Source organism: Chryseobacterium sp. CCNWLW53 (assembly GCF_037083525.1).
GTDB lineage: Bacteria > Bacteroidota > Bacteroidia > Flavobacteriales > Weeksellaceae > Chryseobacterium > Chryseobacterium lathyri.
Window position 1 is genome coordinate 545,646 of sequence record NZ_JBAOJR010000001.1, and the last position, 17,318, is coordinate 562,963.

The window sequence follows — 17,318 nt, forward strand, 5'->3', positions numbered from 1 at the left end:
AGTCATTATAAATTTACCCAAAAATAAATTCATAATGATCAAGGTACACCTATTACATTGCGGGCAGGTAAGAGTAGACAGCTCACTCCCTTTTCACGAAAACAGCATTAATCCTTTAGCCTATACCGGATTATTTAGAAGCAAAAAGCATCAGGTCTGGCTTCCTGTTTCAGTTTACCTAATAGAACATCCAAAGGGTCTTGTCCTGATAGATACGGGATGGCATTCTGATGTTAGAAACCATCAAAAAGAGCATCTCGGATTTCTGCAATATTCTGTAAGCAGAGCCTTATTACCGGATGGTGATGCTATAAACGAGCAATTAGAAAAATTAGGGTATAAAACCTCCGATATTGATTATTTAGTACTGAGCCATATGCACGCTGACCATGTAAGCGGTATAAAACTGGTAAAAGACGCTAAAAAGATTCTGGTAAGTGATTTAGAATGGAAAGAAACCCAAGACAGATCAATGCGATACGTGAAAAGTATGTGGGAGGATGTTGATTTTGAATTATTTAACTTTAACAAGACAGGAATAGGGCCGGAAGGGTTGTCTTACGATTTGTTTGATGACGGGACAGTAGTATTTGTTTCTACACCAGGTCACACAATGGGACTTGCCTCGACTATAATAAAAAATAAAGAAAATTTTGTACTCTTAGCCAGTGATGTTGGGTATGCAAAAAAATCATGGGAACAAATGATTTTACCCGGTGTCCAGGTAAATAAGCATAAAGTGGTAAGCTCATTAAAGTGGATTAAAAGTGAAAGTGAAAAACCAACTTGTATAGAAGCCATTGCCAATCATGATCCAGGCATGAAGCCTCATGTTATAGAGCTATAGAAATTCCAAAAAATATTTTTTCAAAAACAAGAGTCATTGATTATTGAAAGTTCTCATTATCATTCAATTTAATGCTGCCCAATAATAACTTAAACCACATAAAGTCAGTTCCGGATGATCAGGGTATTTCATCATTCCCTTATTAAAAACTTTAATGATCAATTACTTTTGTTCCCTAAAAACACAAAACAAAAATAAAAACTCACTATTAATAAAGGTTTTATTAAATTTGCAATAAACAAAATAAAATGAAAAAGTTTTCTTTTCTACTTGTTCTCAGTCTGTTGCTATTTACGGCATGCAAGAAGGATCATGTAGATGCTACGAATACTAAAACGCTGCAGTCAAGTATCAATGACATGACTTCCAGCCTCTCAACCATTAAACAAATCAAGTTCAATGAAGCACTTTATATCCTAAAGACGTTTGGTGTAGAGGCAGAAGGTGATGTAGAAGAACTTAAAGCTCTTGGAAAGCTTATCGATGGGAAAAAAGTCCCTGAAATTCTTGCGTTGGCCGATGAAGTTGCACAGAAAAACGGAATTGAATGGGCCAGCACATCCCCACCTTCTCTTGGAGAAATGAATATCTTTGGGGACGATAAAGCTAAAGAAACCGATGCGAATGATGTAAAAGCAAGCTCACTTAGCATTATCACCAGACCAACCGGCGATGACGGATCCGGAGCACCAACGGCCATTCAGATCGTACCTAGACTTGTAGATGGTTCAGGAAACCCTGTTTCATTTACCGGGGCCGGACTCGAAGCTACTTTGGAAGTATTCAGTAATGGAGTAAAACTTTCTACCGCGAAAAACCTGATGCAGGATAATAATTTTAAAGGATTCAATCTAAAATTCTCTTCAATTCCTGCAGCTAAAGTGGTAGACAATAAAATAGATATTACCGTTTCAGTAAAAACCACAGCAAAGACATTCAAAATGTCTAAGATTGGACTCGATGTCAATGCATCTGCCTTAAAAGTTCCCGCTGTGCCTAAAACGGACTCAACTTCTGTAACACAGGATCCTAACGCTGTAATCGACCCAAACAATCCCACAGCTACACCTACAACACCTACAGATCCAAATGCTAATACTACAACCCCAGCTGCTCCTAAACAGCCGGCAGCAGATCCAAAAAGTACAGTAAGCAAATTCTTAAACAGTGTAAGCTCACAAAACCTTAAGGCAGCTTATGAAACATCAAGCAACCCTAGCTGGGGAAGCTATGAATCGTTCTCCAACCCTACTTCAGGTTTCGGATCAGTGAAAAACGTAAGTGTTAAAAACATTACCACCAATGGTACTACGGCCAACGGAGCAAGTGTAAATGCAACATACGATGTTACAGACAAGAACGGGAAAACCACTTCTTTAAAGGTAACTTTCGGACTTAAAAATGTAAACGGAGACTGGAAAATTTCCAGCTATAAAATAAACCCATAATTAATGGCTTCACAAGAACTGATTAAAAAACTGGAAGAAACTATTGAAAATGTTCCTGATTTTCCTATCCCGGGAATTCAGTTCAAGGATATTTCACCCATTTTCCTGAATCCAAAGCTATATGAAGAAGTCATTGCAGACCTTGTCGCTTTCAGCAAAGGAAAAATAGATGCCGTATGCGGAATAGAAAGCAGAGGCTACCTGTTCGGAATTGCCATTGCAGTAGCACTGGAAGTTCCTTTTATCCTGATCAGAAAAGCAGGGAAGCTACCGCCACCCATTATTTCAGAAAATTATGACCTAGAATATGGAAGTGCTATCATCGAAACCCGTGAAGGGCAGATAAAGCCGGGACAAAGAATTCTTATCCATGACGATTTATTGGCTACAGGAGGAACTACAGAAGCTGCAGCAAAACTCGTGGAAAAACAAGGGGCAACTGTTTCCCAATTCAGTTTCCTTATTGGTCTGAAAGGTTTGAACGGGGATGAAAAACTGAAAAAGTTCAATGCCGAGATCTATCATATTTTAGAATTCTAAATGATAATCAGGAAAATATGAGTTCAATCAAAATTTCCGATGCACAAGAACTGAGGGCGCATTTTGAAGAACTCATTCATTTAACTGATGAAGAATTTGCGTCCATACTTTCTTACTTCACTGTAAAAAAATTAAAAAAACATCAGTTTCTTATACAGACCGGCGATCATGTACATCATTCCTACTGGGTAAAAAAAGGGTTACTGAAAGCAACCTTTATAGATGAGAAAGAAAAAGAGCATATCATTCAGTTTGCAATGGAAAACTGGTGGATCACCGATTATCAGGCTTACTTTACCCAAACACAGGCTATTGTAAATGTTGACTGCCTGGAAGACTCCGAATTATATTGCCTGTCCTACGAAAACCGGGAAAAGCTTTGTTCTGAACTGCAGAAAGTAGAATATTTTTTCAGGAAAAAAGCGAATAGCGGATTTGTTGCCTTACAAAAAAGGATGCTTTCCTTTCTGTCAAATAATATAAAAGAACGCTACGAAATTCTTCTTTCACAGTACCCGGATCTTTTTCAACGAGTATCAAAAACCATAATTGCTTCCTATCTGGGAGTTTCAAGAGAATCTTTAAGCCGTTTAAATTCCAGATTGTGAGATACATCACAAAATAATTGTGATTTTGCTCCTTTTACCTGCAATGCTATAAACTGATCTTTGTATTCAATTTTAATACAATTTAGTTTATACATGTTACCGATTACTCAACTTATTTATTTTTCATTGTCTGTTATAGTGCTGATCATTATTCCAGGCCCGACAATGCTGTATCTGATTTCCCGCTCCTTACTGCAAGGGCAAAAAGCAGGAATGATTTCTCTGCTTGGAATTGTTACAGGTGATCTTTTTTACATCCTGTTATCCTCATTCGGACTTTCAGCCGCACTTTTTACATTTCCTTTATTGTTTCATATACTAAAGCTATCCGGTGCCCTATACTTGATTTATCTTGCTTATCAGGCCGTACGAGTCCCTTCTTTTGACAGCACAAAATCACACAAAGGTTTGATAAAAGATAAGCCGCAAAAATTATTTGCCATAGGCTTGCTAACCACCATTTCAAACCCTAAAGTGGCATTGTTTTTTGTTTCTGTATTTTCACAGTTCCTGGATCCGAAATCCGGAGACATAGGACATCAGTTTTTACTTTTGGGCTCCATCTTTATTACAATCAGTCTTTTAATAAATTCTCTGATTATTTTCAGTGCCTCGAAATCAAAGATAAGGCTGAGTAAAAATCCAAAACTGATAAAGGTCCAGAACTGGGCCATTGCCGGTATTTTAATGGCATTAGCAATAAAAATGGCTTTTACAGGCATATAGTATTTTCAATTATTTACATAAATATCTTCTCCATGAAAAATATAATCCTTGTTTTTGTATTATTTATACATGCAGCAGTGGGCTGCCAGAAAAAAAAATTAATCCCATTTCACCAAAAGTTCATATGAGTCTTTTTGCAGAAAGCAAAAACCAATGGACAGGAATTGCCATTTCAAAGAACAATCGTGTTTTTGTGAGTTTTCCAAGATGGTCTGCAGACACTCCCGTTTCAGTGGCAGAAATCATTAACGGAAAAACCATCCCGTTTCCGGATGCAGCATGGAACCGATGGAATGAAAATGCAGGCAGCAAAAATCAGTTTATCTGTGTCCAAAGTGTTTACATTGACGAACTTAACCAGCTGTGGATTTTAGACACGGGATATGACTTAAAGACAGATGCAACCCAAGGAGCCTTTTTATATTGTTTTGATCTACGAAATAATAATCTAAAAGTAAAATACACATTATCTGTTGAGAAGATCAGCCCAAAAGCTTATTTAAATGATTTCAGGATTGATAATCAAAATCATTCCGTTTATTTTACCGATTCGCAGGTTGGCGGAATTGTGATTTTGGATATGATAACTGCTGATGTAAGGCGAGTACTTTCCAATCACCATTCCACACTTGCGGAAGTAAATAAAATAGTAATAGAAGGATATGAAAGAAAACATCCGGTACATTCTGACGGAATTGCGATAGATCCTGATAAAAAACATCTCTATTACTGCGCACTTATGGGCAAAAACATATACAGAATACCGATATCATCGCTACTGAATAAAAATCTCCCCGATAGTTCACTTCAGGCAACAGTAGAGAAGTATGCAGAAAGTACGGCCAATGATGGAATCATATTTGACAAAAAGGGAAATTTGTATCTAAGCAGTTTAGAGAAAAATGCCATCAGCAGAATTGATAAAAACAGAATTTTATCAGAAATCATCAGCGACCCGGAAATAAAATGGCCGGATTCTTTTGCCTTCGATAAGGCCGGAAATTTATATTTCACCATCTCACAGATCCATTTACCAAAAGAAAAAAGGACAAAATATAAAATCTTCAGATTGAAATTTTATAATAAAACAGAATAATTTTTCCGGGAATAACAATAATACTCACAAAGTATTTTGTAAATCATTCAGAAACAATTAAATTTGCATTTCAATTTTTAAAAATTTATGGCAAAATTGGGAAAGAATGCTCCAAATGAGCAAGAAGGTAAAGAAACGGTTGAGTTCTTCAAAGACCTTGACAGAGAAGCTTTAAACACTGAAAGATTCCTTGAGAAATACTCCAAGCAATTGGGTATTGTATTCGGGGTACTGGTTTTGGGTGTTTTAGGATTCTTTGCTTACAAACAGTTTGTAGTGGCTCCTAAGAATGTTGAAGCTGTAAAAAGTTTCCTCGCTGCTCAGAAAAAACAGACGGAAGGTAAAGATAAAGAAGCTTTAGGCGGAAAATCTGCAGCTAATCCAGGTTTTATAGGAACATATAACGAATATTCGAATACGAAGGTTGGTGAACTTTCTGCTTATAACGCAGGTTTATTAAAATTCAAAGAAGGAAAATTCCAGGAAGCTTACGATCTTTTAGATAAATTTTCATCTGACAACAAAACATTAATGGCATTGAAATTCGGTGCTATGGCAGATGCAAAATCAGGTCTTAACAAAAACGATGAAGCTCTTTCCTTATTAGACAAAGCGTCAACTGCTTCTGATGATCCTTATACCACTTACTATTTCACAAGAAAAGCAGGTATTGTAGCATTAGGATTAAAGAAAAATGCAGAAGCTAAAAAATATTTCTCTGCAATTGACGAGAAATACCAGGACTATGATAACGGAATGTCTGATTCTTATATTGAAATGACTAAATACTTTTAAAAAATGGCAACAGTTAATCTTTCCGATTACAAGCCACTTCATATAACAAATGCCGAAGAATTTTCTATCGGCATTGTTTTTTCTGAGTGGAATGATTTTGTAACTTACAATCTTCGTGATGCAGCCCTTGAAATTTTAGAAAAAGAAGGGGTAAAACCAGAAAACATTAAGCTTTTTCCGGTTCCGGGTGCTTTTGAGCTCAACTATGCAAGCATGCAGCTCTGCAAAGAAAGAAAATACGACGCAGTAATTGCTATCGGGTGTGTAATCCGCGGCGAAACCCCTCACTTTGATTTTGTTTGTTCAGCAGTGGCACAGGGAATTAAAGACTGCAATGTCTTAACGGACACTCCTACTATTTTCTGCGTTCTGACCGATGATAATAAAGAACAGTCCATTGCCAGAAGCGGTGGAGACCTGGGAAATAAAGGTGTAGAAGCAGCTGTAACCGCTTTGAGAATGATCGATTTTAAAAAGAATCTTTCTGATAAAAAAGGAAACATCGGTTTCGGGCATCCTTAATCTTTAATACATCTTAACAGTATACAGGACTATTTTAAATAGTCCTTTTTTATTGATATTCAGCCTACCATTACTTTTTATATTACCAATCATTCACTACATAATACGTTAAATCTTCATTAATAATTCAAAAAAATGATAAGAAATAGTATGTTTCCATTTTTTTTCATTAAAAGTTATATACAAAAACTATCTTTGCGGAAATTAATCTAACGTACATGTTTTCAAGTAAAATAAAACCATTCTTATATTTAGGGATCTTCTATCTTATCATTTCGCTTATTGTACGGATCGTGTTTTTATTTCATCCAATCACTACGGCCACTTTCGGATTTTTTGAGATCATAAAAGTCCTGTCAATCGGCCTGTTGAATGATATTTTTGTTTTTATTTTAGCCAGTACATTATTGGCCGTTTACTTTTTATTTCTATCCAATTCAAAATATAATAAGCCGTATGGATATATTATTTTTGGAGCTTTAGTACTGTTTTTTCTATACATTCTGCTCATTCCGAATAATATTTTCAACCAGTATGGAGGCTCTATATCAGAAGTCGCCTTAGCTTTTGTAGGACTCAAAACCATTTTATTTGGTTTGATGCTTTTTCTCCCTTCAAAAAGGATCAGGATCCGGAATGTTCTGTATTTCATCACACTGTTGCTGTATGTTCTTCTCATTATCTTTAACGCTGTAAGTGAATACTTTTTCTATAATGAGTTCGGGGTACGCTATAACTTCATTGCGGTAGATTATTTGATATACACCAATGAGGTCATTGGAAACATCATGGAAAGCTATCCGGTTGTTCCCCTGTTTTCTGCAATTCTTATTATTACTTTAGCCATTACATGGTTCATCTATAAAAAAACAAAAGATCAGCTGCTGGAACTGCCCGATTTTAAGCAAAAAATGGTATTGCTGGGAACTTTTATTGTTATGGTCAGCCTCAGTATTTTAGGAGTATCTTCTTTAATGCAGATCCGTTCAGACAATGTTTTTGCTGATGAGATCGAAAGCAATGGTCTTCCCAAATTCTACTGGGCCTTCACCCACAACGAGCTGGATTATTTTCAGTTTTATCCGCAAATCGCACAGAAAGAAGCTGAAAAGAACTTTTTGAGTCAATATTCCGAACCTTCATTACCAAGAAATGTAATTGCAGAACAGCCGGAGCTTAAAAAAAATGTAGTTCTCATCTCTATAGAAAGCTTATCCGCCGATTTTATGGAACATTATGGGGGTACTTTAAAGATTACTCCTTTCCTGGACAGCCTGGCAGACCGCTCGATCATGTTTACCAATCTTTATGCCACCGGAAACAGAACCGTAAGGGGACTTGAAGCTTTAACATTGTGCATTCCTCCCACTGCAGGGGAAAGTGTTATAAAAAGAGATGATAATAAAAATAAATTTACAACAGGAAGTGTATTCAAATCCAAAGGATATGATGTGAAATTCCTGTACGGAGGTTACAGCTATTTCGATAATATGCAGGACTTCTTTGCCGGAAACGGTTATGATATTGTTGACAGAAACAATTTTAAACCCGAAGAAACCACCTTTGCCAATGTCTGGGGCGTTGCCGATGAAGATATGGCTAAAAAAGCAATTCAGACCATGAATGCTGAGGCCAAATCCGGCAAACCTTTTTTCAATCATTGGATGACGGTTTCCAACCACAGGCCTTTTACGTATCCTGACGGAAGGATTGATATTCCAGGAACAGCAAAATCCCGTGACGGAGGGGTAAAATACACTGATTATTCACTTAGAATGTTCTTTGAAATGGCTAAAAAACAGGACTGGTACAAAAACACGGTCTTCGTGATCATTGCCGATCATTGCGCATCCAGTGCAGGGAAAACAGAACTTCCTATGGACAAATACAGAATTCCGGCGATGATTTTTTCAGAAGACTTTATCCAGCCTCAGAAGTTTGATAAGCTGATGTCTCAGATAGATATTATGCCTACCCTTTTCGGACTGCTGAATTTCAATTATAAATCCAAATTCCTTGGTCAGGATGTCTTCAAAAAAGAATTCCAGCCAAAAGCTTATATAGCCACTTATCAGGACCTCGGTTTGGTAAAAGATGGACATTTAACAATCATTTCACCGGTTAAAAAAGTAAAACAGTATTCTTTACAGCTTGAATCCAGCAGCCTTGCCCCTGAATTCAAACTCTATTATGATGAAAAGCTGATCAAGAAGCCTGAGCAGAAACTCGTTAATGATGCTATTTCCGCCTATCAGTCCACATCATTCTGGCTTAAAGAAAAGAAACTTAACCGATAAGGTGAGGAACAAAACGGCTCTGGTTATTGGTGATCAGGTGAACACTTTCCCTGATCCCGATACCGGCAGGCTCCTGCCCTATTACCCAGCTGCCAATCACCGGATAATTGCCATCAAAATTGGGAAGATCAAATAATTGCTGGTAAATAAAACCTTCTTTACCATATACACCATCATTTTCCTCAACAGGAATATTATTTTTATACAAAATTACATTGGCTCCCTCTCTGGAATAAACAGGCTTTTTAGCAAAATCTTTCAGATGTTTCGGTTCAAAATAAGATTCCAACAGGTAAGGATGATTGGGATACATCTCCCAAAGGATTGGAAGAAGAGCTTTGGATGAAAGTAAAATTTTCCATGCAGGCTCAATCCATTGCGATCTGAACCCGTTTTTTACAAGTTTTTCTCCAAAACCGTCTGCAAGAATCCATTCGTAAGGATAAAGCTTGAAAATATATTCCATGATCGACCGGTCAGCTGCAATGAATTCAGAAATATCCTCAGCCCAGCCAATATCCTGAACAGGAATAAATTCCGTATCGAATCCTGCCTGAGAAGCACAGTCACGCATGTATTCCACATTGGTAACATCTTCAATATTGGTAAGAGAAGCAAAATAAATATGATGCGGGTTCATGTAATTTTTAAGATGCTTCCAGTAATCTACTAGTTTCTCATGAATGGAATTAAACTGATCTTTATAAGGAAACAGCTCCTGAAGCCAGTACCATTGTATCACCGAACCTTCATATAGTGAAGTCGGCGTGTCAGCATTAAATTCCAGCAGCTTTAAATTTTTTCCGTCAAAACCAAAATCAAATCTTCCATAGATAGAAGGATGATCTTCTTCCCAGCTTGTAACGATATAATTCCGGAACCAGTCAGGAATATTAAACTTTTCCCAAAGATTTTTTTCAATGATATGATCCACCGCCTCCAGGCACATCTGCCAGAGTTCTGCAGTAGCCTTTTCTATTGTATTAATTTCTTCTGTGCTAAACTGGTAATAATGACTTTCATCCCAATAAAGGCCATCCAGGGAGTGATACCCGAAACCAAGATTCTCTAGTTTATGCTGCCAGTTTTTTCTGAACTGTGATTGAATTCTTTCCATATTTTATGATGATGCACTGAAACCGCTTCTTCCCAATTGCCCTCTTACTACATTTCCTTTGAAATTATTTCTTCCGATATTGGATTTGCTGCTTATCGCATCACTGTAATAACCGGCCTTCTGATAAGATCCATAGCTATAAGCACCATACGGTCTGAACGCATGATAAAGAAGGACTCCCGTCAAAAAACCATGACTCCTCGTGTAAGAAGCTGTAGTGTCGGACCTCATATAGACTTTCTTTTCGGCTTTCTCTTTAGGCTTCTCCTGGGAACAGGCAGCCAATACACCCGTTACGAAAAGTAATTTAATAGAACTTGACTTTTTCATTATTGAACCGTTATAAAAAATTCATAGTCTTTTTTCGTTTTGGCAATATGGTTATAGCCGTCACTGTCTTCTCCTCCTACAAGAGTGTCGCCCAAAGCAGGAATGGTATCTTTTTTAACGATCTCTTTAAAAAGCTTTTTATTTTTCCAGATCTTGTGTTTAGTAATAAGAACATCAGCAGTATCCAGGTGCTCAACAGAAAGTACTGTTTCAATAGAGCCAGTCTTATCTACACTGTTTACTTCATCTTCTTTTTCTTTTTTACATGCTGTAAGTGCCATGATCCCAACTGATAACAGGCAAAGTTTAATTTTTTTCACGTCGGCTGTAATTTTTCACAAAAGTAGTAATTTAGTAATGATATTATTTTAAATTTACAGGGCAAAAAAAATTTGTTATGAAATGGACAGACGATAGAAGCGACAACGTAGACGACCGACGAGGATCCGGCGGAGGTGGCGGAGGCGCTCTTGTAGGTGGTGGATTGGGAACCCTGATCATTGCCGCAATTATATTCTTTTTGGGCGGAGACCCTTCATCTTTACTTTCTTCCGGAGGAGGCAGTTCTACTCCCACCGAACAGAGAGAATTAAGTGCCAATGAGCTTCAAATCCGTGAATTTGTTAAGATGGTCACTGCCGAAAATGAGCAGACCTGGACTAAAATTTTTGCTGAAAACGGAATGCAATATCAACCTGCCGTAGTTGTCTTATTTGAAAGTACAACGCAATCCGGCTGCGGAACAGCCCAAGCTGCCATGGGACCTTTTTACTGTCCTGCGGATCAAAAGGTTTATATGGATATGAGCTTCTTTAAAGAGCTTCAACAGCAGTTTGGCGCACAGGTTACGGAATTTTCCATTGCTTATGTAATGGCTCACGAAATGGGTCACCATGTGCAAACCCTTTTAGGAACTACTCAGAAAGTAGATGCCTTAAGAAGAAGCGGAAGATATTCTGAAGCAGATTTAAACAGGGTTTCAGTAGCTACAGAGCTACAGGCAGATTTCTATGCGGGTGTTTGGGCTAAGCAGACAGACAGCAGGGAACATATCCTGGAACCGGGTGATATTCAGTCTGCCATAGAAGCAGCTGAAGCCGTAGGCGATGACAATATCCAGAAAAGATCTCAGGGTTACGTTAATCAGGAGAGCTTTACCCATGGATCATCTGCACAGCGTAAAGAATGGTTTATGAAAGGGTATAATACCGGAGACATCAAACAGGGAGATACTTTTAATCAACTTTTAAAATAAATCCTTCTTTATATAATTAAAAACCCCTGAAGAAATTCTCCAGGGGTTATTTTTTTATTGCAGTTCAATCGGGTTGCTGTTTTTCTTCGCTTCCTCTTTCACTCTCTCTTCCATTCTCTTCCTCATATCAACTGGATTCTGATTTCCACCTCTTCCTCCGCCAGCTCTCGGTGGCGCAGGAAAGCCTCCTCCACCGCCACTCTGCATGAATGACATCGGATCTGTTTTAAATTTTTCCTGCTGCTTCAGGTAATCCGATCTTTTTACTTTCAAAGTATTTCCAAACTGGTTCAAAGTTACGATTTCAGCAATTTTATAATTCTTCATTAAATCAAAAGAATAATCACCTTTATCATCCTCTGCTTTCACAATCAGCCCAGGAAGCCCTCCAAACTTATATGGCCCATCCTGATAAGGCAGATCTGTAGTAAACCAGGCCGTCCATGTTCTTCCGGCAAAATCTGTTGTTGCTTTCTGAACTTTATAATCTCCAATCTTAGTGGTTTCAGAAGAAATTTTCCAGTTCAAAGGACGGTCTTCCTCATAAACGTAGACGTCCCTGCCTATTCTGTCCTTAAAGTAGGTCTTTTGGCTGACCTTATCTTTTTCTACAGAATAATTGATATTGGTTCTTACCCCTTCCATCTGCTCCCTGCTCACGGAACCTCTGCCTCCTCCGCCCTGGAAAGCTTTCTGCAGGATAGAATCTCTCTTATATCTGTTTTCTGAATAAAAAAGAGACTTTTCTGCGGAAATATCTAAATATGCATTTTCAGTTTTAATATCGCTTTTATTTTCTGCATCCGGTTTCATGGTAACCTGATATACAAACCGGTTGTTCTGTGCAGAAATATGCTGCATAAACAGCGCTAAAGCAATGATGCCAATTTTTTTCATTATAGAATAAATTTATTGTTTGGATTTCAAAAGGTTAACAAAGTTAAGCCATCAATAATAAAAATCGATAAAATAAAATTCCGGATTTTTATTTCCTAATTATTGTACGTATTTTTGCATAATTAAATCATTCTAAATAAATACAATGATAAAAGTATCAGATCAAGCAAAAGCAAAAGCCATTCAGTTGATGACAGAGGATGGTTTCAACGCTGCTGAGGATTATATAAGAGTAGGGGTAAAAAGTGGAGGATGCTCTGGTTTAGAATATGTTTTGGGTTTCGACAATAAAAAAACAGATGCAGATCAGGTTTTTGAAGATAATGAAATCAAAATTGTTGTAGATAAAAAATCTATCCTCTATTTAGCAGGAACAACTCTTGAATACTCAGGAGGATTAAACGGAAAGGGGTTTGTTTTTAACAATCCTAATGCATCCAGAACGTGTGGTTGTGGAGAGAGTTTTTCTTTATAGAAAAGACATTAGACACTGGATATCAGACCTGTTTCTGAGATTTTAAGTCTAATATCTGAAATTAAAAAAACAATGAGTAAATATACTGAAGACGATTTAAGAGTCGATCTAGAAAATAAAAAATATGAATTCGGGTGGGAAACGAAGATCGATTATGAAGAGTTTCCAATCGGTTTAAACGAAGATATTGTCCGTGCGATCTCCGCGAAAAAAGAGGAGCCGGAATGGATGACAGAATGGCGTCTGGAGTCTTTCAGAATCTGGCTGAAAATGGCAGAACCTACCTGGGCAAACATCAAATATGAAAAACCTGATTTTCAGGCTATTAAATATTATGCCGCACCGAAAGCGAAACCAGAATTGGAGAGCTTAGATGAGGTAGATCCCGAATTGTTGGCCACTTTTGCAAAATTAGGAATCAATATCGAAGAACAAAAAAGACTTTCAGGAGTTGCAGTAGATATCGTAATGGATTCCGTTTCTGTGAAAACCACTTTCCAGGATACCTTAATGGAAAAAGGAATTATTTTCTGTTCTATTTCAGAAGCTATTAAAAACCATCCTGATCTAGTAAGAAAATACCTTGGAAAAGTAGTTCCAAGAGGAGATAATTTTTATTCAGCACTGAATTCCGCAGTATTTTCTGACGGAAGTTTCTGCTATATTCCAAAAGGTGTAAGATGCCCGATGGAGCTTTCAACTTATTTCCGTATCAACCAGGCAGGAACAGGCCAGTTCGAAAGAACGCTTGTGATTGCTGACGAAGGAAGTTATGTATCTTACCTTGAAGGCTGTACTGCCCCATCAAGAGACGAAAACCAGCTTCACGCAGCTGTTGTTGAATTGATTGCAATGGATAATGCCGAAATTAAATATTCTACTGTTCAAAACTGGTATCCGGGTAATGAAGAAGGAAAAGGTGGGGTGTTCAATTTTGTAACAAAAAGAGGACTTTGCGAGAAAAATGCAAAAATCTCCTGGACGCAGGTTGAAACAGGATCTGCCGTAACATGGAAATATCCGTCTTGTATCCTGAAAGGAGACAATTCTATTGGGGAGTTCTACTCTATTGCGGTGACCAACAATCACCAATATGCAGATACGGGAACAAAAATGATTCATATTGGGAAAAATACCAGATCTACGATCATTTCAAAAGGTATTTCTGCAGGAAAATCTCAGAATTCATACAGAGGACTGGTAAAAGTAATGCCTTCAGCAAAAGGAGCAAGAAACTTCTCCCAGTGTGATTCCCTGTTGATGGGTAATGAATGCGGTGCGCATACCTTCCCTTATATTGAAATCAAAGATCCTACTGCCCAGCTGGAACATGAAGCTACTACTTCAAAAATTGGAGAAGATCAGATCTTCTACTGCAACCAGAGGGGTATTGATACAGAAAGAGCTATTGCATTGATTGTAAATGGTTTCAGTAAAGAAGTATTGAATAAGCTTCCAATGGAATTTGCAATTGAGGCTCAGAAATTATTGGAGATTTCTCTTGAGGGTTCTGTTGGATAATTTGAGGATGGAAACTACAGAAAACCTAATTTTAAGAAAACCTGAAAATGATGATTTTGAAAGGTTTTTTGAAATTAACAGAGATCCACAGACCAATCTGTATAACCCAAGTGGACCAATGAACATTGAAAAAGCAGAAGGTACATTCAAAAGGATGCAGGAACATTGGGATCAATATAATTTTGGAGGCTGGACCATTATAGCAAAAGAAAACAAGAGTATTATTGGCTTTGGAGGCTTGAGCTATAAAATGTATGGAGAGGAAGAAAAACTAAATCTCGGATATCGCTTTGCTGTTGAAGCATGGGGAAAAGGATATGCAACAGAGTTCACAAAGAAAGCTATAGAATTTGGATTTACCAGTATCAGTAAAGAAGATATATTTGGAATTGTTCGTCCTGACAATATAGCTTCTGTTAAAGTTTTGGAAAAGGCAGGTATGATACGTATAGGAAAGCTTAATGATGTTCCCGGTCAGCCTGAAAGTTTAGTATATAGAATTCAAAAATAATTTGTTTAGCAAATAAAAATGTTAGAAATAAAAAACTTGCACGCCAAAATTGAAGATGGCGCAGAAATTTTAAAAGGTATTAATCTTGAAATAAAACCGGGAGAAGTTCATGCCATCATGGGACCTAACGGAGCTGGAAAATCTACTCTTTCTTCTGTGATTGCAGGAAAAGAGGAGTATGAGGTAACGGAAGGTGAAATTCTTTTTCAGGGAGAAAACATCGGCGAAGATGCTCCTGAAGACAGAGCGCATAAAGGGATCTTCCTTTCTTTCCAGTATCCAGTGGAAATTCCGGGAGTTTCTGTAACGAACTTCATTAAAGCTGCTTTAAACGAAACAAGAAAAGCAAACGGACTGGAGGAAATGCCGGCAAAAGAAATGCTTGCCCTTATCCGTGAAAAATCCGAGCAATTAGGTATAAAAAAAGATTTCCTTTCAAGATCACTGAACGAAGGTTTCTCCGGAGGTGAAAAGAAAAGAAATGAGATCTTCCAGATGATGATGCTTAATCCTAAACTGGCTATTCTTGATGAAACAGATTCAGGATTAGACATTGATGCATTAAGAATTGTTGCAGACGGTGTAAACACTTTTAAAAACGAAGGAAATGCAGTTCTTCTGATCACTCACTATCAGAGATTGCTTAACTATATCCAGCCTGACTTTGTTCACGTTCTTGCCAATGGAAAAATCATCAAAACCGGTGATAAATCTCTTGCTTTAGAACTTGAAGAAAAAGGGTACGATTGGCTTCTTAACTAAGAAGCAACTCTTTTCAGCGGGGATTTTATCAATCCTTTCTGAAGATGCGGAAAAACCGCAGTAAATAGTATTATTTCAAATATATAAAATAAGGTGTGATGGCCGAAATATCAGTAATGGCTTTATACGATCAGATTATTGACAATCACGGTGAATTTTTGGAGAGCCTTCGTCACAGATTTCTGGATGAAGATAGAAAAACTGCTCTTCAGAATTTCGAAAACTTAGGTTTTCCGACAAAAAAAGACGAAGAATATAAATATACCAGCATCAAAGAGATCACAGAGAAAAACTATAATTTTTTCCCTAAGGAAAGTCATAATATTACCAAAGAACAGCTGGATCAGCTGCATTTAGGTGAAGAGAATTTTGACTGGATCGTTTTTGTAAATGGTAAACTTCATAAAGAACTTTCAAAAGTTTCTATTGAGAATGTAGAATTTCTTTCATTTAACTATGCGTTGAATGATGAAAAACATAAGGAAGTATTTGATAGGTATTTCAATACCATTGCTTCTAAAGACACTGCTTTTACGAACTTAAATCTTGCCTATTGCAAATATGGTTTCTTCCTAAAAGTTCCGAAAAATGTAGTGATCGAAAAACCGATCCATATTTTCTACATCTCTCAAAATCAGGAAGAAAACACATTCTACAATACAAGAAACTTACTGATTGTAGAAGAAGGAGCAAAAGTTGAGGTTATAGAAAGTCACCATAATTTTGACAGTACGTATGTACTGACGAATTCTGTGACGGAAATCTTTACGTATCCCAATGCAAAAGCAGACTGGCATAAGCTTCAGAATGACAACAATACATCTTATCTGATCGACAGCACTTTTGCAAGACAGGAAAAAGATAGTTTAACTACTGTCAATACTTTCTCTTTCGGAGGAAAACTGGTAAGAAACAACCTGGATTTCATTCATAACGGAAGCAATATCAATTCGTTTATGAACGGGATTACGATTATTGGAAAAGATCAGCTGGTGGACCACCATACAGCAGTTCACCATAATTTCCCGAACTGTGAAAGCTACCAGAACTATAAAGGTATTTTCGACGGAAATGCGCACGGTGTTTTCAACGGAAAGGTTTTCGTAGATAAAATTGCCCAGAAAACCAATGCCTATCAGCAGAACAATAATGTATTGCTAAGTGAAGGAGCAACCATTGATACCAAACCTCAATTGGAGATCTTCGCAGATGATGTGAAATGTTCTCACGGCTGTACAGTAGGCCAGCTTAATGAAGATGCATTATTTTATTTAAGAGCAAGAGGAATTTCCAAGAAAGAAGCTCAGGCATTGCTTTTATATGCTTTTGCCAATGATGCCATGCAGAACATCGACATTGAACCGCTTAAAGAAAAAATCTCAAAACTTTTAGCTGAAAAGCTTCAGGTTGATATAGAATTTTAAGACTAATATAAATTGATACCAAAAAAGCACTTCGAACTGAAGTGCTTTTTTATTAGGTAAGATGGGAGTTTGAAGCTTGAAGACGGAGGTTATTCAAGTCGAACCTAAGCTTTTGTTCTTTTCAAGAGATAATTCCTTTATTATATT

Annotated in this window: 19 protein-coding genes; 15 read left to right on the top strand and 4 right to left on the bottom strand. The window is 37.3% G+C overall.

The window, feature by feature from the left end; translation table 11 throughout:
* The first annotated feature begins 34 nt into the window (after nt 1-34).
* The 9 genes from V6R96_RS02455 to V6R96_RS02495 all read left to right on the top strand — a co-directional run bounded on the left by V6R96_RS02455 (nt 35) and on the right by V6R96_RS02495 (nt 8,879).
* Nucleotides 35-847 (top strand): N-acyl homoserine lactonase family protein, encoded by an 813-nt coding sequence (locus V6R96_RS02455; protein WP_111954281.1) that lies wholly within the window; start codon nt 35-37, stop codon nt 845-847.
* Between the two features lie 248 nt (nt 848-1,095).
* Complete coding sequence (locus V6R96_RS02460; RefSeq protein WP_336377893.1) at nt 1,096-2,295, top strand: hypothetical protein; 1,200 nt, start codon at nt 1,096-1,098, stop codon at nt 2,293-2,295.
* A gap of 3 nt (nt 2,296-2,298) precedes the next feature.
* Complete coding sequence (locus tag V6R96_RS02465) at nt 2,299-2,835, top strand: adenine phosphoribosyltransferase (protein ID WP_223558019.1); 537 nt, start codon at nt 2,299-2,301, stop codon at nt 2,833-2,835.
* A gap of 17 nt (nt 2,836-2,852) precedes the next feature.
* Nucleotides 2,853-3,443, top strand: coding sequence for a Crp/Fnr family transcriptional regulator (locus V6R96_RS02470; RefSeq protein ID WP_111954275.1), 591 nt, complete (start codon nt 2,853-2,855; stop codon nt 3,441-3,443).
* 93 nt (nt 3,444-3,536) lie between these two features.
* A complete protein-coding gene (locus V6R96_RS02475) occupies nt 3,537-4,169 on the top strand; it encodes a LysE family translocator (RefSeq protein ID WP_336377894.1) in 633 nt (210 codons plus the stop codon).
* A 124-nt stretch (nt 4,170-4,293) separates the two neighbouring features.
* Nucleotides 4,294-5,265, top strand: coding sequence for an L-dopachrome tautomerase-related protein (locus V6R96_RS02480; protein ID WP_336377895.1), 972 nt, complete (start codon nt 4,294-4,296; stop codon nt 5,263-5,265).
* A gap of 87 nt (nt 5,266-5,352) precedes the next feature.
* Nucleotides 5,353-6,060 (top strand): tetratricopeptide repeat protein, encoded by a 708-nt coding sequence (locus tag V6R96_RS02485; RefSeq protein WP_111954269.1) that lies wholly within the window; start codon nt 5,353-5,355, stop codon nt 6,058-6,060.
* A 3-nt stretch (nt 6,061-6,063) separates the two neighbouring features.
* Nucleotides 6,064-6,582 carry a 6,7-dimethyl-8-ribityllumazine synthase gene (gene ribH, locus V6R96_RS02490; protein WP_336377896.1) on the top strand — a complete coding sequence of 173 codons (519 nt, stop codon included), beginning with the start codon at nt 6,064-6,066 and terminating at the stop codon, nt 6,580-6,582.
* A gap of 218 nt (nt 6,583-6,800) precedes the next feature.
* Complete coding sequence (locus V6R96_RS02495; RefSeq protein ID WP_336377897.1) at nt 6,801-8,879, top strand: sulfatase-like hydrolase/transferase; 2,079 nt, start codon at nt 6,801-6,803, stop codon at nt 8,877-8,879.
* Here V6R96_RS02495 and V6R96_RS02500 read toward each other — a convergent pair.
* Genes V6R96_RS02500 through V6R96_RS02510 form a run of 3 tightly spaced genes read right to left on the bottom strand, consistent with a single transcriptional unit; the run spans nt 8,869 to nt 10,646 of the window.
* Nucleotides 8,869-9,996, bottom strand: a complete 1,128-nt coding sequence (locus V6R96_RS02500; RefSeq protein ID WP_336377898.1) for a glutathionylspermidine synthase family protein — start codon at nt 9,994-9,996, stop codon at nt 8,869-8,871. The two genes, V6R96_RS02495 and V6R96_RS02500, sit on opposite strands and share 11 nt — an antisense overlap.
* A 3-nt stretch (nt 9,997-9,999) precedes the next feature.
* Nucleotides 10,000-10,326, bottom strand: coding sequence for a hypothetical protein (locus V6R96_RS02505; protein WP_111954263.1), 327 nt, complete (start codon nt 10,324-10,326; stop codon nt 10,000-10,002).
* On the bottom strand, nt 10,326-10,646 hold the full coding sequence (locus tag V6R96_RS02510; RefSeq protein ID WP_336377899.1) for a hypothetical protein: 321 nt from the start codon (nt 10,644-10,646) through the stop codon (nt 10,326-10,328). The genes V6R96_RS02505 and V6R96_RS02510 overlap by 1 nt, the downstream gene beginning before the upstream one ends.
* Nucleotides 10,647-10,723: 77 nt before the next feature.
* Between V6R96_RS02510 and V6R96_RS02515 the strand changes: the two genes are divergently transcribed.
* Nucleotides 10,724-11,581 carry a neutral zinc metallopeptidase gene (locus V6R96_RS02515; protein WP_223558011.1) on the top strand — a complete coding sequence of 286 codons (858 nt, stop codon included), beginning with the start codon at nt 10,724-10,726 and terminating at the stop codon, nt 11,579-11,581.
* 54 nt (nt 11,582-11,635) lie between these two features.
* On the opposite strand, the gene V6R96_RS02520 is transcribed toward V6R96_RS02515, so the two are convergent.
* A complete protein-coding gene (locus V6R96_RS02520) occupies nt 11,636-12,478 on the bottom strand; it encodes a GLPGLI family protein (RefSeq protein ID WP_336377900.1) in 843 nt (280 codons plus the stop codon).
* A gap of 145 nt (nt 12,479-12,623) precedes the next feature.
* Here V6R96_RS02520 and V6R96_RS02525 point away from each other — a divergent pair, with 145 nt between their 5' ends.
* The 5 genes from V6R96_RS02525 (at nt 12,624) to sufD (ending at nt 17,171) form a co-directional block, all read left to right on the top strand.
* Entirely contained in the window at nt 12,624-12,953 is a 330-nt protein-coding gene (locus tag V6R96_RS02525) for an iron-sulfur cluster assembly accessory protein (protein ID WP_111954251.1), read from the top strand.
* Nucleotides 12,954-13,025: 72 nt separating this feature from the next.
* On the top strand, nt 13,026-14,474 hold the full coding sequence (sufB, locus tag V6R96_RS02530; protein WP_111954249.1) for a Fe-S cluster assembly protein SufB: 1,449 nt from the start codon (nt 13,026-13,028) through the stop codon (nt 14,472-14,474).
* Nucleotides 14,475-14,481: 7 nt separating this feature from the next.
* Nucleotides 14,482-14,985, top strand: coding sequence for a GNAT family N-acetyltransferase (locus tag V6R96_RS02535; RefSeq protein WP_336377901.1), 504 nt, complete (start codon nt 14,482-14,484; stop codon nt 14,983-14,985).
* Nucleotides 14,986-15,003: 18 nt separating this feature from the next.
* The gene (gene sufC / locus V6R96_RS02540; RefSeq protein ID WP_111954245.1) at nt 15,004-15,747 is read left to right on the top strand and encodes a Fe-S cluster assembly ATPase SufC; all 744 of its coding nucleotides are present in this window, start codon (nt 15,004-15,006) and stop codon (nt 15,745-15,747) included.
* Between the two features lie 116 nt (nt 15,748-15,863).
* Nucleotides 15,864-17,171, top strand: coding sequence for a Fe-S cluster assembly protein SufD (sufD, locus tag V6R96_RS02545; protein ID WP_174772313.1), 1,308 nt, complete (start codon nt 15,864-15,866; stop codon nt 17,169-17,171).
* The last annotated feature ends 147 nt before the right edge of the window (nt 17,172-17,318 follow it).

Excerpts from the sequence above, each read along its gene's own strand:
- V6R96_RS02455 (WP_111954281.1), top strand. The coding sequence starts at position 35 with ATGATCAAGGTACACCTATTACATTGCGGGCAGGTAAGAGTAGACAGC.
- V6R96_RS02460 (WP_336377893.1), top strand. The coding sequence starts at position 1,096 with ATGAAAAAGTTTTCTTTTCTACTTGTTCTCAGTCTGTTGCTATTTACG.
- V6R96_RS02465 (WP_223558019.1), top strand. The coding sequence starts at position 2,299 with ATGGCTTCACAAGAACTGATTAAAAAACTGGAAGAAACTATTGAAAAT.
- V6R96_RS02470 (WP_111954275.1), top strand. The coding sequence starts at position 2,853 with ATGAGTTCAATCAAAATTTCCGATGCACAAGAACTGAGGGCGCATTTT.
- V6R96_RS02475 (WP_336377894.1), top strand. The coding sequence starts at position 3,537 with ATGTTACCGATTACTCAACTTATTTATTTTTCATTGTCTGTTATAGTG.
- V6R96_RS02480 (WP_336377895.1), top strand. The coding sequence starts at position 4,294 with ATGAGTCTTTTTGCAGAAAGCAAAAACCAATGGACAGGAATTGCCATT.
- V6R96_RS02485 (WP_111954269.1), top strand. The coding sequence starts at position 5,353 with ATGGCAAAATTGGGAAAGAATGCTCCAAATGAGCAAGAAGGTAAAGAA.
- ribH (WP_336377896.1), top strand. The coding sequence starts at position 6,064 with ATGGCAACAGTTAATCTTTCCGATTACAAGCCACTTCATATAACAAAT.
- V6R96_RS02495 (WP_336377897.1), top strand. The coding sequence starts at position 6,801 with ATGTTTTCAAGTAAAATAAAACCATTCTTATATTTAGGGATCTTCTAT.
- V6R96_RS02500 (WP_336377898.1), bottom strand. The coding sequence starts at position 9,996 with ATGGAAAGAATTCAATCACAGTTCAGAAAAAACTGGCAGCATAAACTA.
- V6R96_RS02505 (WP_111954263.1), bottom strand. The coding sequence starts at position 10,326 with ATGAAAAAGTCAAGTTCTATTAAATTACTTTTCGTAACGGGTGTATTG.
- V6R96_RS02515 (WP_223558011.1), top strand. The coding sequence starts at position 10,724 with ATGAAATGGACAGACGATAGAAGCGACAACGTAGACGACCGACGAGGA.
- V6R96_RS02520 (WP_336377900.1), bottom strand. The coding sequence starts at position 12,478 with ATGAAAAAAATTGGCATCATTGCTTTAGCGCTGTTTATGCAGCATATT.
- V6R96_RS02525 (WP_111954251.1), top strand. The coding sequence starts at position 12,624 with ATGATAAAAGTATCAGATCAAGCAAAAGCAAAAGCCATTCAGTTGATG.
- sufB (WP_111954249.1), top strand. The coding sequence starts at position 13,026 with ATGAGTAAATATACTGAAGACGATTTAAGAGTCGATCTAGAAAATAAA.
- V6R96_RS02535 (WP_336377901.1), top strand. The coding sequence starts at position 14,482 with ATGGAAACTACAGAAAACCTAATTTTAAGAAAACCTGAAAATGATGAT.
- sufC (WP_111954245.1), top strand. The coding sequence starts at position 15,004 with ATGTTAGAAATAAAAAACTTGCACGCCAAAATTGAAGATGGCGCAGAA.
- sufD (WP_174772313.1), top strand. The coding sequence starts at position 15,864 with ATGGCTTTATACGATCAGATTATTGACAATCACGGTGAATTTTTGGAG.